Source organism: Pseudomonas sp. DE0157, assembly GCF_007678615.1.
In the GTDB taxonomy this organism is placed as follows: domain Bacteria; phylum Pseudomonadota; class Gammaproteobacteria; order Pseudomonadales; family Pseudomonadaceae; genus Aquipseudomonas; species Aquipseudomonas parafulva_B.
Map to the genome: position 1 here is coordinate 282,301 of NZ_VEJN01000002.1, position 13,594 is coordinate 295,894.

12 protein-coding genes are annotated in these 13,594 nt (G+C 62.5%); 5 read left to right on the forward strand and 7 right to left on the reverse strand.

Going from position 1 to position 13,594, the window contains the following annotated elements:
- The first annotated feature begins 423 nt into the window (after positions 1-423).
- Positions 424-1,800, forward strand: a complete 1,377-nt coding sequence (locus FS777_RS04020; protein WP_023532636.1) for a glutamine synthetase family protein — start codon at positions 424-426, stop codon at positions 1,798-1,800.
- A 59-nt stretch (positions 1,801-1,859) separates the two neighbouring features.
- Here FS777_RS04020 and argA read toward each other — a convergent pair whose 3' ends face one another.
- Both argA and argE read right to left on the reverse strand, forming a co-directional pair.
- Positions 1,860-3,161, reverse strand: a complete 1,302-nt coding sequence (gene argA / locus FS777_RS04025; protein ID WP_058602839.1) for an amino-acid N-acetyltransferase — start codon at positions 3,159-3,161, stop codon at positions 1,860-1,862.
- A gap of 123 nt (positions 3,162-3,284) precedes the next feature.
- Positions 3,285-4,427, reverse strand: coding sequence for an acetylornithine deacetylase (argE, locus tag FS777_RS04030; protein ID WP_058638178.1), 1,143 nt, complete (start codon positions 4,425-4,427; stop codon positions 3,285-3,287).
- A 114-nt stretch (positions 4,428-4,541) separates the two neighbouring features.
- Between argE and FS777_RS04035 the strand changes: the two genes are divergently transcribed.
- Positions 4,542-5,909, forward strand: a complete 1,368-nt coding sequence (locus FS777_RS04035) for a CYTH domain-containing protein (protein WP_058638179.1) — start codon at positions 4,542-4,544, stop codon at positions 5,907-5,909.
- A 5-nt stretch (positions 5,910-5,914) separates the two neighbouring features.
- Here the strand turns inward: FS777_RS04035 and FS777_RS04040 are convergent, their stop codons facing one another.
- Positions 5,915-6,385 (reverse strand): Lrp/AsnC family transcriptional regulator, encoded by a 471-nt coding sequence (locus FS777_RS04040; RefSeq protein WP_027913434.1) that lies wholly within the window; start codon positions 6,383-6,385, stop codon positions 5,915-5,917.
- Between the two features lie 125 nt (positions 6,386-6,510).
- On the opposite strand from FS777_RS04040, the gene FS777_RS04045 reads away from it, so the two are divergent.
- From FS777_RS04045 to FS777_RS04055, 3 genes are all read left to right on the forward strand, one after another.
- The gene (locus FS777_RS04045; RefSeq protein ID WP_058638180.1) at positions 6,511-6,822 is read left to right on the forward strand and encodes a hypothetical protein; all 312 of its coding nucleotides are present in this window, start codon (positions 6,511-6,513) and stop codon (positions 6,820-6,822) included.
- A 132-nt stretch (positions 6,823-6,954) separates the two neighbouring features.
- Positions 6,955-8,628, forward strand: a complete 1,674-nt coding sequence (locus FS777_RS04050) for a GspE/PulE family protein (protein ID WP_058638181.1) — start codon at positions 6,955-6,957, stop codon at positions 8,626-8,628.
- An 84-nt stretch (positions 8,629-8,712) separates the two neighbouring features.
- Positions 8,713-9,027 carry a DUF2388 domain-containing protein gene (locus FS777_RS04055; RefSeq protein ID WP_058638182.1) on the forward strand — a complete coding sequence of 105 codons (315 nt, stop codon included), beginning with the start codon at positions 8,713-8,715 and terminating at the stop codon, positions 9,025-9,027.
- A gap of 94 nt (positions 9,028-9,121) precedes the next feature.
- Here the strand turns inward: FS777_RS04055 and gcvH are convergent, their stop codons facing one another.
- From gcvH to FS777_RS04075, 4 genes are all read right to left on the reverse strand, one after another.
- Positions 9,122-9,505: a glycine cleavage system protein GcvH gene (gene gcvH, locus FS777_RS04060; protein ID WP_058638183.1), complete on the reverse strand. Its 384-nt coding sequence runs from the start codon at positions 9,503-9,505 to the stop codon at positions 9,122-9,124.
- Positions 9,506-9,556: 51 nt separating this feature from the next.
- Complete coding sequence (gcvT, locus tag FS777_RS04065; RefSeq protein ID WP_058638184.1) at positions 9,557-10,639, reverse strand: glycine cleavage system aminomethyltransferase GcvT; 1,083 nt, start codon at positions 10,637-10,639, stop codon at positions 9,557-9,559.
- 135 nt (positions 10,640-10,774) lie between these two features.
- The gene (locus tag FS777_RS04070; protein WP_058638185.1) at positions 10,775-12,397 is read right to left on the reverse strand and encodes an iron ABC transporter permease; all 1,623 of its coding nucleotides are present in this window, start codon (positions 12,395-12,397) and stop codon (positions 10,775-10,777) included.
- Between the two features lie 74 nt (positions 12,398-12,471).
- Positions 12,472-13,473 carry an extracellular solute-binding protein gene (locus FS777_RS04075; protein WP_058602829.1) on the reverse strand — a complete coding sequence of 334 codons (1,002 nt, stop codon included), beginning with the start codon at positions 13,471-13,473 and terminating at the stop codon, positions 12,472-12,474.
- Positions 13,474-13,594: the final 121 nt, after the last annotated feature.

A 13,594-nucleotide genomic window follows, 5' to 3' on the forward strand; every position in this document is an offset into this window, starting at 1 on the left:
TGGGGTGCCATGAAGGCGGGGCCGGGCATGCCAGACGTCAATTATTGCGAGCACTGCCCCCACGCGGTTGGCAGGCCTGGCAAACATGACTGAACAGCCTGACTGCACTGCATTGGCAGCGCTTCCAGGTCGCGGCAGGCGGACCATGAGACCCTCGTATTATTCTGTTTTGGGTTGAATCGGAGCTTAGCGCCGTTCATTTTTTTACACAACACCTGCGTAAAAAATAAACGACGCAGTGCTCGCGATAGCGCTTTTCCAGAAAAATAGCGGATAATGCCGTGCCCCGATATGCAGCAAATCTGCCGTAGATGTGCCATTTCAGGGCATCATGGGGTTGGCTTGACATCAGTATGGCTTTTCGATTGACTGGTCCTGCAAGCCCCCCTTGATTGATATTTTTAACAACAAAGGTGTTGCATCATGTCGGTACCCCCGCGTGCCGTTCAGCTTAACGAAGCGAACGCGTTCCTTAAGGAACATCCTGAGGTTCTCTACGTTGACCTTCTGATTGCAGATATGAATGGTGTGGTGCGCGGCAAGCGCATAGAGCGCACCAGCCTCCACAAGGTTTACGAGAAAGGCATCAACCTGCCGGCCTCCCTGTTTGCACTGGATATCAATGGCTCCACCGTCGAAAGCACCGGGCTGGGCCTGGACATCGGCGATGCAGACCGCATCTGCTATCCGATCCCTGACACTCTCTCCAACGAGCCGTGGCAAAAACGCCCTACTGCCCAGCTGCTGATGACCATGCACGAGCTCGAAGGCGAACCTTTCTTCGCTGACCCGCGTGAAGTGCTGCGCCAGGTGGTGAGCAAGTTCGACGACATGGGTCTGACCATCTGCGCCGCGTTCGAGCTGGAGTTCTACCTGATCGACCAGGAGAACGTGAACGGCCGTCCGCAGCCGCCGCGCTCGCCCATTTCCGGCAAGCGTCCGCAATCGACCCAGGTCTACCTGATCGATGACCTGGACGAGTATGCCGACTGCCTGCAGGACATCCTCGAAGGGGCCAAGGAACAGGGTATTCCTGCCGATGCCATCGTCAAGGAAAGCGCCCCGGCTCAGTTCGAAGTCAACCTGCACCATGTGCCGGACCCGCTCAAGGCGTGCGACTACGCCGTGCTGCTCAAGCGCCTGATCAAGAACATCGCCTACGACCATGAAATGGACACCACCTTCATGGCCAAGCCCTACCCAGGGCAGGCAGGCAATGGTCTGCATGTACACATTTCCGTGCTGGACAAAGATGGCAACAACATCTTCACCAGCGAGGATCCCGAGCAGAACGCCGCGCTACGTCACGCTGTCGGCGGTGTGCTCGAGACCCTGCCTGCGTCCATGGCGTTCCTGTGCCCGAACGTCAACTCCTATCGCCGCTTTGGCGCGCAGTTCTACGTGCCCAATGCGCCAAGCTGGGGTCTGGACAACCGCACCGTGGCGCTGCGCGTACCGACCGGCTCGCCCGATGCTGTGCGCCTTGAGCACCGCGTGGCTGGCGCCGATGCCAACCCGTACCTGATGATGGCGGCCGTGCTGGCAGGCGTTCACCATGGCCTGACCAACAAGGTCGAGCCTGGGGAGCCTATCGAAGGCAACTCGTACGAGCAGCTGGAACAGAGCCTGCCGAACAACCTGCGTGATGCGCTGCGCGAGTTGGATGACAGCGAAATCCTGAACAAGTACATCGATCCGAAGTACATCGATATCTTCGTCGCGTGCAAGGAAAGCGAGCTGGAGGAGTTCGAACATTCGATCTCCGACCTCGAGTACAACTGGTATCTGCACACCGTGTAAACCAGAACGCCGCCCATCAAGGCGGCGTTTTCATTTAAGGCACGCAGGCGCAGAGCGCCTCAGCCCAGCGGCTTTTCGAAGATCTTCGAATTGCGCTGGAAGTTGTACAGCGAAGCCCGTGCCGCCGGCAGCCGCTCGACGCCACTGGGCGAGAAGCCGCGTTCGCGGAACCAATGCGCCGTGCGTGTTGTGAGCACGAACAGGGTGCTCAACCCCATCTCCCGTGCCCGGCTTTCGATACGCGCCAGCAGCTCATCCCCGCGCCCGCCATGGCGGTACTCCGGATTCACCGCCAGGCATGCCAGCTCACCCGCATCGGACTCTGCAATCGGATACAACGCTGCGCACGCGATGATCATGCCTTCGCGCTCCACCACGCTGAACTGCTCGATTTCCCGCTCCAGCACTTCACGTGAACGGCGAACCAGGATGCCTTGTTCTTCCAGCGGGCTGATCAGGTCGAGCAGGCCGCCGACGTCTTCGATGGTGGCCTCTCGTACGATCTCGAACTGCTCCTGGGACACCAGCGTACCGCCACCGCCCCGGGTGAACAGTTCGGTCAGCAGCGCGCCGTCCTCGGCATAGCTGACGATGTGGCTGCGTGCCACGCCGCCCTTGCACGCCTGGGCAGCGGCATCGAGCAGCTCGGCCTGGTAGTCGCTGCCCAGGCGCTGCAAGTGCGGCGCAACCTGTTGGGGGCGCAGTTCGCGCACCAGGCGGCCATGTTCATCCAACAGGCCAGGTTCTGCGCCGAACAGCACCAACTTCTCAGCGCCCAGTTCGATGGCCGCACGGGTGGCTACGTCTTCGCAGGCAAGGTTGAAGATCTCGCCGGTTGGCGAATAGCCCAGCGGCGAGAGCAACACGATGGAGCGCTCGTCGAGCAGGCGGCTGATGCCCTTGCGGTCTACCCGACGCACTTCGCCGGTGTGATGAAAATCCACGCCTTCGAGCACGCCGATCGGCCGCGCGGTGACTAGGTTGCCGGAGGCCACCCGCAGGCGCGAGCCCTGCATGGGCGAGGCGGCAATGTCCATTGACAACCGCGCCTCGATAGCCAGGCGCAGCGCACCTACCGCGTCGATCACGCAATCCAGGGTAGCGGCATCGGTGATACGCAAGCCGTGGTGGTAGTGCGCTGCCAGGCCACGTTCAGCCAGGCGGGTCTCGATCTGAGGGCGAGAGCCGTGTACCAGGACCAGACGCACCCCAAGGCTGTGCAGCAGCACCAGGTCGTGGACGATATTGCCGAAGTTGGGGTGTTCAACCCCATCGCCGGGAAGCATCACCACAAAGGTGCAGTCGCGGTGGGCGTTGATGTAAGGAGAAGCGTGGCGTAGCCAGTTGACGTAATCGTGCATGACAGGGCCTGTGGATAAGTGGACGGAGAACGGCGTTACAGGGGCGTTCAGGATCATCGTCGGAACAGGCTTGCGGTCACGCGCGGTCTCCTCTAGGCAGAAACGAATGAAAGGGGTGGACGTTTAATGCAGGCAATAGTGCCCGATCAGGTCACGCAATAGACGCACGGTCGGCTCGATACGTGACATGTCCAGGTATTCGCCAGGCTGGTGTGCGCAGGCGATGTCACCAGGGCCGAGCACGATGGTCTGGCAGCCAAGCTGCTGAAGATAAGGTGCTTCGGTGCCGAATGCCACCGCTTCGGCGCGGTGGCCGGTGAGCCGCTCTGCCACCTGGACGAGTTCACTGTCGGCCGCCTGTTCGAACGGCGGCACTTCGGGGAACAGCGGCGCATAGTCGATACGCACGTCATGGCGCTCGGCCACCGGAACCAGTTTTTCACGGATGGCGGCGCGCAGCTGGTCCACGTCCATGCCCGGCAATGGGCGCAGGTCGAACTCAAGCGCGCACTGGCCGCAGATCCGGTTGGGGTTGTCGCCACCGTGAATGCAACCGAAGTTCATGGTCGGCGCAGGCACCGTGAATTGTGGATTGTTGTAGACCTTCTGCCATTGCTGGCGCAGGCCCATCAGTTCGCCCATTACCGCATGCATGGCATCCATGGCGCTGCGGCCAAGGCTTGGGTCCGATGAATGACCACTGCGCCCGAGGATGTCGATCCGATCCATGAGGATGCCTTTGTGCATGCGGATCGGCCGCAGCCCGGTCGGCTCGCCGATGATCGCCGCGCGGCCCAGCGGCTGGCCAGCATCGGCCAGGGCACGGGCGCCAGACATGGAGCTTTCCTCGTCGCAGGTGGCCAGAATCAGCAGCGGCTGCTTGAAGTCGTGCTGCAGCAAGGGAATGACGGCCTCGATCACCAGTGCGAAAAAACCCTTCATGTCGCAACTGCCGAGCCCCACCCAGCGACCCTCGACTTCGGTCAGCTTCAAGGGGTCGCTGCTCCAGAGCTGCTCGTCGTAGGGCACGGTGTCGCTGTGGCCGGCCAGCACCAGGCCGCCAGGGCCGCTGCCGCGGCTGGCCAGCAGGTTGAACTTGCCGGGAGTCACCTGCTGAATGTCGCAGGAAAAACCCAGATCACCCAGCCAGGTAGCCAGCAGGTCGATGACCTGACGATTGGACTGGTCGAGCGAGGGCTGGGTGCAACTGACCGAAGGCGCGGCGATCAAGGCGGCAAATTGGTCTTTCAGCGTCGGCAACGGCATGCGTGTACTCCTCGGAAGCATTGCCCATCATAGGACCATCCGCCGTCTGGAATAAACCGTTGACGGCCTACTGCTGTAGACTCTGCATCGACCACGCCCCCTTTCGAGCCTGTAATGCCCAAAGAAACCGAACTCAAGCTGCGCGCCAGCCCCGAGACCCTCGCCGCCCTGCGCGAGCACCCGCTGCTGAAAAAGCGCAACAAGTCTGGCTGGCAGACCCGCGAACTGCTGAACCAGTATTTCGACACGCCTGAGCGCGCGCTGGCCGAGGCACGCGTTGCCCTTCGCCTGCGCCGTGACGGCGATACCGTCATTCAGACCCTCAAGTGTCGCGGCACCAGCGTGGCTGGCCTGTCCGAGCGCAACGAGCACGAATGGCAACTGGACAAGGTGAAGCTGGACCTCAAGAAGCTGGATGACAGCTGCTGGCCCGTGCAACTGGCCGACCTGGACAAGAAGACCATCAAGCCGTTGTTCACCACCGACTTCACCCGCGAATACGCCGAAATCGCCTGGGGCCGTGGCAAGGCCAAGGTGGTGATCGAGGCTGCGCTGGACCAGGGCTTCGTGATTGCCGGCAAGCGCAAGGAAGCGATTTGCGAGTTGGAACTGGAGCTGCGTGAAGGTGAGCCTGCGGCGCTGCTGGAGCTGGCCGCCGAGCTGGCCGCAAGCGTTGCGCTGATGCCCTGCGATATCAGCAAGGCTGAGCGCGGCTACCGCCTGCTGGAGCCCGAGCGTTTCGAGCTGGATCTGAGCGTCGCCGACCTCGAAGCGGACATGGCCTTGGACGATGCCTACGCTGCGTTGGCGTGGCAACTGCTGGGCAACAGCCAGCGCCTGGCCGAGCAATACCGCCACAGCGGCCACTGGCGGTCGCTGCAGGACTGGGTGCAGAACCTCATCGAGCTGCGCGCCATCACTGCCAGCCTGGGCCAGGCCGCCCCCCGCGCTGCCACCCGTGACCTGCGCGCGCGCCTGGATGCCCTGCTCGAAGACTGGCGTCCACTGGTGCAAGCCGGCAACGGTGACGAAGACATCCGCCGCGCTGCGCCCGAGCAGTTCGCAGAAGAGCTGGATGATCCTCGCTGGGGCCAGTTCTCCCTGGAAACCTCGCGTTGGCTGCTGTCGCGTGCCTGGGCTGCCGAGCGCAAGGGCCGTGGCGAGCGCCAGGGCAAGGCGCTTCTGGCAAGCTGGCTGGCACACCTGATTGCCGAGGAAGGCCGCGCTCTGAAGTTGTCGCTATACACCCAGCGCCCCGAAGACCTGGCAGAGCAACTGCCGCGCATCGAGCAAGTGATGGCCTGGCTGCACCATGCCCGCCATGTGCTGGATGCACCACAAATGGACCGCCTGTACGGCGACATGAAGAAACTGCACGAGCTGGCTGAGCACCCGATCAGCGATGAGGTGCTCGAAGCCCGCATCGAGCAGGCGCGTGCCGTCGATCAGAGCCGTGGCTGGAAGCATCTGCTCAAAGCGTGATGCCTTCAGCCCGACAGCGGCAGGCTGGTGGTGGACTTGATCTCCGAAAGGGCCACGATCGAGTTCACCTCCTGAATACCGGGCACGTTCGAGAGCTTTTCGAAGAAGAACCGTTCGTACGCCTCGATATCCGGGGTGACGATACGCAGCAGGAAGTCCACCGAGCCCATCAGCACGTAGCACTCGAGCACCTCTGAAAACCCGCGGATCGCCTCTGTGAACTCGGTGAAATTCGAGCGGCCATGGGCATTCAATTTCACTTCGGCGAATATCTGGGTGTTCAGCCCGATTTTCTTGCGGTCCAGCAAGGTGACTTGCCCGCGAATCACCCCTTCCTCTTTGAGCCGTTGAATCCGTCGCCAGCATGGCGACTGTGACAAGCCAATGCGTTCGGCGATCTGAGCGCTGGACAGCGAAGCGTCTTCTTGTAGCAACTCGAGGATACGACGGTCGTAGGCATCCAATGCGCTGTGCATGAAAAATTCTCCAGATCGAACTGCTTCGATCATAGTTATGCAAGAACAGGCTGATTGGGTCGAATCTTAGCGAAAAAATACCGGTTCAGGCGTGCAAAACTTCCTTCACTCAAAGAGGATGACGCATGAACTCACTGCCGCGTGTCGATGTATGGGCCAACAGCAATGCTCACACCACTGTGCTGTATCGCTTGCAGGCCGAAGCCGAGCCCGACAGCTTGTGCCGGGTGCTCAATCAGTTCGCCTTGCAAATGCTCACACCGCATAGCGTCCAGGTCACTCAACAGGATGACTGGTTGGCCATCGATATCGGCATTGGCGGCTTGAGCTGGCACCGCGCCGAAGTGATCGCTCAGAAATTACGCAACATGGTGTGTGTGGCTGACGTGCACTTGGCCCCGCAACACCGTGTAGAGCTGTCGGTAGTGCACGCCTAGCGGCGCACCGGCCAGCGCTTTGACATGAGCATGAATAGCCCTCAGGCAAAACCCTGACATCCTTTCGATTCGGCTTTGGCGGAGGCTGAACTAGCCTTGATCGGGTCTTCTTGATCAGGCACGGACGCCTTTATGCACAACCCCGATACCCTGGCACTCGATCTGCATCGGGTGCTCGAAGCCTTGCTCATTGACCAGCGCCTGCACGCCAGCGATAGCGTGCGTGTACTTGAACATGCCGTCGATCACCCTGCCGATCATCCGCTGGAGCAAGTGGCCGCCTGCAACCTTGCCGACCGCCTCCATCCGGGGCAAGTACTGGACCTGGATCGGCTTTGCCAATGGCTGGCTGCCAAGACGGGCCTGCCCTATCTGCGTATCGATCCGCTGCAAATCGACCTGCAGCAGGTGGCTGAGCTGGTGTCCCCAGCCTTTGCGCAGAGCCACGGCATTCTCATCGTGGCAGCTGACGCGGCGAGCGTCACCGTGGCCAGCGCACAGCCCTATCAGTGCCGTTGGCAGGCCGATCTGGCCCTGAGCCTTGGACGAACCGTGCGGCGAGTGCTCGCAAGCCCTGTGCAGATGCGTCAGGCCGGTGAACCCTTCCAGCGCCTGGCGCAGTCGGTCAAGGGCGCGCACCACCAGCAATCGAACCGCTTCGGCGAACTCGAGCAGTGGCTGGAGCTGGGCAAGCGTCACTCGCAGGCCAACGCGGATGACGCGCATATCGTGCATATCGTCGACTGGCTGCTGCACTACGCGATCGACCAGCGCGCCAGCGACATCCATCTGGAGCCGCGCCGCGACCAGGGCCACTTGCGCTATCGCATCGATGGCCTGTTGCACACCGTCTATGTTTTCCCCGCCGCAGTCGCAGTGGCCTTGATCAGCCGCCTGAAGCACCTTGGGCGCATGGACGTCGCGGAAAAACGCAGGCCTCAGGATGGCCGACTGCAAAGCCGCCTGCCAAACGGGAGCGAGGTGGAGCTGCGTTTGTCGACCCTGCCCACTGCCTTTGGTGAAAAACTGGTATTGCGCCTGTTCGACCCGCAGCAGCTGCACGAGAGCTTTGATCGGCTCGGTCTTCAGGGGCAGCAATTGGGTCAATGGCAAGGCCTGCTGCAACGGCGCCAGGGCATCATCCTGGTCACAGGGCCTACGGGCTCAGGCAAGACCAGCACGCTGTACGCCAGCCTCAAGCTATTGGCCACCCCGCAGGTCAACCTGTGCACCATCGAGGACCCCATCGAACGGCTCGAACCCGGGTTCAACCAGTTTCAGGTGCAGCCGGCCCTGGACCTGGGCTTTGCCAACGGCGTGCGCGCTATGCTGCGCCAGGATCCGGACATCATCATGATCGGCGAAATACGGGACCCCGACACCGCACGGGTGGCCGTGCAGGCCGCCCTTACCGGGCACCTGGTGCTGTCTACCCTGCACACCAACGACGCCTGTGCCGCGATCATCCGCCTGCAAGAACTGGGTGTGGCTGACTACTTGATCAAAGCGACATTGATTGCCGTGATGGCCCAGCGCCTTGTGCGCACGCTGTGCAGCCAGTGCCAGGGGCGCGACGCAGCCAGCTGCAGAACGTGCCGCGGCACGGGTTTTCATGGGCGTACCGGCTTGTTCGAATTACTCGAACCCAGCGACAACCTGCGTGCCCTGATCGGCCCTCATACGGACCTTGCGCAATTGCGACGCCAGGCCCAGGCAGATGGCCTTGTGGACCTGCGCCGCTGCGGCGAGGCCAAGGTTGCGTGTGGGCAAACCCTGGCTGACGAAGTACTGCGTGCATGCAGCTGATCAGAAGCGGCAGGCCCAGGAACTTGGCAGGTTCGCGAGCATCCAACCGCACATCTTCAACCCTCACCTTCGAGGTGTCTCATCATGCGTCTCAACACTGCCATCGCTGCCGCAGCCCTGCTCGCGCTGCCTGTGGGCTCGGCCATGGCCGATTCCTTCTGGCGTAATGTGATCTCTTCCGGTGCAACCACCGGCTCGACCTACCTGACCTCGCGTGACCACAAGTTGGTAATGGCGGCGCAGGATGATGCTGGCAGCTTCGTAGCCAGTGAAGGCGCCATCCGTGGGCCATTCCTGGAGTCGGCAATCAAGCAGGTGCGTGCGGAACATCCAGGGCTTCACGCGTCTGACATGGAGCTGGCCAATGCCATTCTGGCCAAGCATGCAATAGCCGACTGATCGGTACAGCGCCGGCCTCAACGCCGGCTAACTCGCGCCGGGAGGTCTTCAACCCCTGGCTGCGAGTGCTTTCTGCCGGTGACGCAAGGACGGCTTACTCGCCAATGGCGGCCTTGTAGCCAGCCGCATCCAGCAGTTTCTCCAGATCGGCCTGGCTGCTCGGCTTGAGCTTGAAGATCCATGCGTCGTAGGGCTGCTCGTTTAGTTGTTCAGGGCTGTCGGCCAACGCCTCGTTGACCGCGATCACTTCGCCACCGACCGGGGCGTAGATGTCGGACGCGGCCTTGACCGACTCCACGACACCGGCCGCGTCGCCTGCGGCAAACACCTTGCCCACTTCGGCCAGCTCGACGAATACCACGTCACCTAGCGCTTCCTGCGCATGGTCACTGATGCCTACCGTGACGGTACCGTCGGCTTCCAGGCGGGCCCATTCATGGCTTTGGGCAAAACGAAGTTCGGCGGGGATAGTGCTCATGTCTTGAATTCCTCGATTGGCTCAGCGGTACGCCCGCCGTTTGATGATGGATCAGATCAGGATCTTGCCGTGGCGCACGAAAGTCGGCCTGACCACGCGCACCGGGTACCACTTGCCACGAATTTCCACTTCGGCCCGGTCGCCCGTGGCCATGGGCACGCGTGCCAGGGCAATGGACTTGCTCAGCGTAGGTGAGAAACTACCACTGGTGATCTCTCCTTCGCCAATTCCCGCCACACGGACCACCTGGTGGGCGCGCAGGACACCACGCTCCTCCAGTACCAAACCCACGAGCTTTTCCTGTACGCCCCGCTCGATTTCCGCCAACAGTGCCGCGCGGCCGATGAAGTTTCGGCTTGCCGGCTCCCAGGCGATGCTCCAGCCCAGGTTGCACGATAACGGCGTATGCTGCTCGTCGATGTCCTGCCCGTAAAGGTGCATGCCGGCTTCGAGCCGCAACGTGTCGCGAGCCCCCAAGCCGCTGGGCGCGATACCGGCGCCGACCAGGTCGTTGAAAAAGGCCACGGCCTGGTCACCCGGAAAGATCAACTCCAGGCCATCTTCGCCGGTATAGCCGGTGCGCGCGATGAACCAGTCCCCGTCCATCACCCCTTCGAAGGGGCGTAGCGTGCGTATCAGAGCGGCCCGCGAGGCACTGACCAAAGCAGCTACCTTCTCGCGCGCGTTCGGGCCCTGAACGGCAAGAATGGCGAGGTCCGGACGAACCTGAACGTCGACGGCAAGCCCATCACGCTGCTGGTCCAGCCACTCCAGCACCCGGGCTCGGGTGGCAGCGTTGGTGACCAGGCGGTAACCGGTCGCCGTGCGGTAGGCGATCAAGTCATCGATCACCCCGCCCTGCTCATGCAGCATCGGGCTGTAGAGTGCCTTGCCAACCTGATCGAGCCGGGCGACATCATTGGCCAGCAGCCGCTGCAACCAAGCCGTGGCCGCATCGCCCCGGATATCAATGACGGTCATGTGGGACACGTCGAAGACCCCACAGTCACTGCGCACCTGGTGGTGCTCATCGACCTGCGAGCCATAGTGCAGCGGCATGTCCCAGCCACCGAAATCGACCGTCTTGGCACCAAGCGCCAGATGCAGGTCGTACAAAAGCGTGCGCTGTCCCATGGGTTTCTCCTTCCGGGCGTGGCGAAGCGGCAGCAGTGGAAGGCTCATGGCCTTCAGCTGTGTGAACAGCGTTGTTTTGATTGCCTGCTGCGCGAGTGCCGCGCATTGTAGCGGCAAGGGCGCAAGCTGACACCCTTAGCAGGAATGGCCTGGCCTGCGCGCCGAGCGGCGTATCAGGCCAATGACCGGCAGCAGCCCGACCACCACCAGCGTCAATGCCGGCAGCGACGCCCGCGCCCATTCACCCTCGCTGGTCATCTCGAACACCCGTACCGCCAGCGTATCCCAGCCAAAAGGACGCATCAGCAGGGTAGCCGGCATCTCCTTGAGCACATCGACGAACACCAGCAACGCCGCGCTCAGTGCGCCTGGCAGCAGCAGCGGCAAGTACACCTTGATGAACAGCCGCACCCCGCCCACACCCAGGCTGCGCGATGCCTGCGCCAACGAGGGACGAATCCGTTCCAGGCTGCTCTCCAGCGGGCCGTAGGCCACGGCGATGAAACGAATCACATAGGCCAGCAGCAATGCTGCAAGGCTGCCCAGCAGCAATGGCCTGCCCGCGCCTCCCAGCCAGCTGGACAGCGGCGCGACGACCTGGCTGTCCAGGTAGCTGAAGGCCAGCATGATCGACACCGCCAGTACCGAGCCGGGCAAGGCGTAGCCCATGTTGGCGAGCCCTACACCGACGCGAATGCCCGGCATGGGCGCCTGGCGCCGGGCAAAGGCCAGTAGCAGCGCCACGCAGACCGTCACCAGCGCTGCAACGCCGCCCAGGTATAGGGTATGAAGCACCAGGCCGATGTAGCGCTCATCCAGATCGTGGCGCCCGCGCTGCCAGAACCACACCAGCAGTTGCAGCAAAGGGATGACGAATGCGCAGGCGAAGACCAACAGGCACCAGCCGCTGGCCAGCACGGCCTTGCCACCCTGCAGGCGGTACAGCGCCTGGCCTCTGGGGCGTTCACTGGCGCTGTGGTTGGCGCCCCGCGCACGGCGCTCGCCGTACAGCACCAGCATGACGGCCAGCAACAGCAAACTGGCCAATTGCGCAGCGCTGGACAGGCTGAAGAAGCCATACCAGGTCTTGTAGATGGCGGTCGTGAACGTGTCGAAGTTGAAGACCGCCACGGCGCCGAAGTCGGCGAGGGTTTCCATCAGGGCCAAGGCGATGCCCGCCCCGATGGCAGGTCGGGCCATGGGCAGGGCCACCCGCCAGAATGCCTGCCAGGGCGAGAGCCCCAACACCCGGGCGGCCTCCATCAACCCTTTGCCCTGGGCAAGAAACGCTGTGCGTGCCAGCAGGTAGACATACGGATAGAACACCAGCACCAGCACGATGATCACGCCGCCGGTAGAGCGCACCCGCGGCAGGCGCATGGGCCCGAAAGCCTCGCGCAGGGCACTCTGCACCGGGCCGGCGAAGTCCAGCAAACCTACGAAGACGAAGGCCAGGACGTACGCCGGAATGGCGAACGGCAACATCAGCGCCCAATCCAGCCAGCGACGGCCCGGAAACTCGCACAGGCTGGTGAGCCAGGCCAGGCTGACACCGAGCAAGGTGACACCCAGACCGACCCCCACCACCAAGGTAACGGTGTTGCCCAGCAAGCGCCCCATCTGCGTGTCGAGCAGGTGTGACCAGATCTGCAGGTCGATCGACTGCCACGACAACAGCAGCACGCTCAGGGGCAGCAGCACGAGGCCGGCGATCAGAGTGACGGGGAGGTACCAGCGACGACGGTGGGTGTAGGGCACGTTATGTCTCGATGACGGGTCGCTGCAGGACCCACGAAGAGGCCTCGGCAGGCCTCTCGGGCAGGGAGCGCCGCTCAGTTCCAGCCAGCACGGTCCATCAGGCGGATGGCTTCGGCCTGCCGCTTGCCGGCCACTTCCACCGCAATGCTGTCGGCCTTGAAGTCGCCCCACGCGGCGACTTCGTCAGAGGGCTTGACCTGGGGGTTGGCCGGAAATTCCTGATTGAGGTCGGCGAACAACTTCTGCGCCTGTTCACCGGTCATCCATTCGACCAGCTTTGTTGCGGCCTCAGGATGAGGCGCGTGCTTGGTCAGGCCGATGCCGGAGAGGTTTACGTGCACGCCACGGTCTTGCTGGTTGGGCCAGAAGATCTTCACCGGCAGGTTGGGGTTCTGCTTGTGCAGCCGGCCGTAATAATAGGTGTTCACCACGCCCACGTCGCACTGACCCGCCTCGACGGCCTGGATCACGGCGTTGTCATCCGAGAACACGTCGGTGGAGAGGTTATTGACCCAGCCCTTGACGATCTGCTCGGCCTTCGCCTCACCATGGCTTTCGATCAGGGTGGCGGTCAGGGACTGGTTGTACACCTTCTTCGCCGTGCGCAGGCACAGCCGACCTTCCCACTGCTTGTCGGCCAGGGCTTCATAGGTGCTGAGCTCGGCCGGCTTGACCCGTTCGGTGGAGTAGATGATGGTGCGCGCCCTCAGGCTCAGGCCGGTCCAGTCGTGGGACGAGGCACGGTATTGAGGCGGGATGTTGCGCTCGATGATCTCGGATCGGATCGGCTGCAGGATGCCCATCTGCTCAGCCTGCCACAGGTTGCCTGCGTCGACGGTGAGCAGAAGATCCGCCACACCGTGCTCGCCCTCGGCCTTGATGCGCTGCATCAGGGGGGCTTCCTTGTCGGTGATGAACTTGACCTTGACCCCGGTCTCGGCCGTGTAGGCGTCGAACACTGGCTTGATCAGCTCGTCGATACGCGAGGAATAGACCACGACCTCGTCAGCTGCCTGCACGGTACCACCGACAACGCTCAGGGCCAGGGCGGCCAGTAGGGACTTGCGTGGCAACATGGAAGGCGCTCCTCGATCGATTAGAGAGGCGCAGATGGTAGTGAATCCCATTTGAACCCTCACCCCCATTGCCGTTACTGGATGTTGCTATGTGCCAGGGTCCGCCACGTATCCATACTCG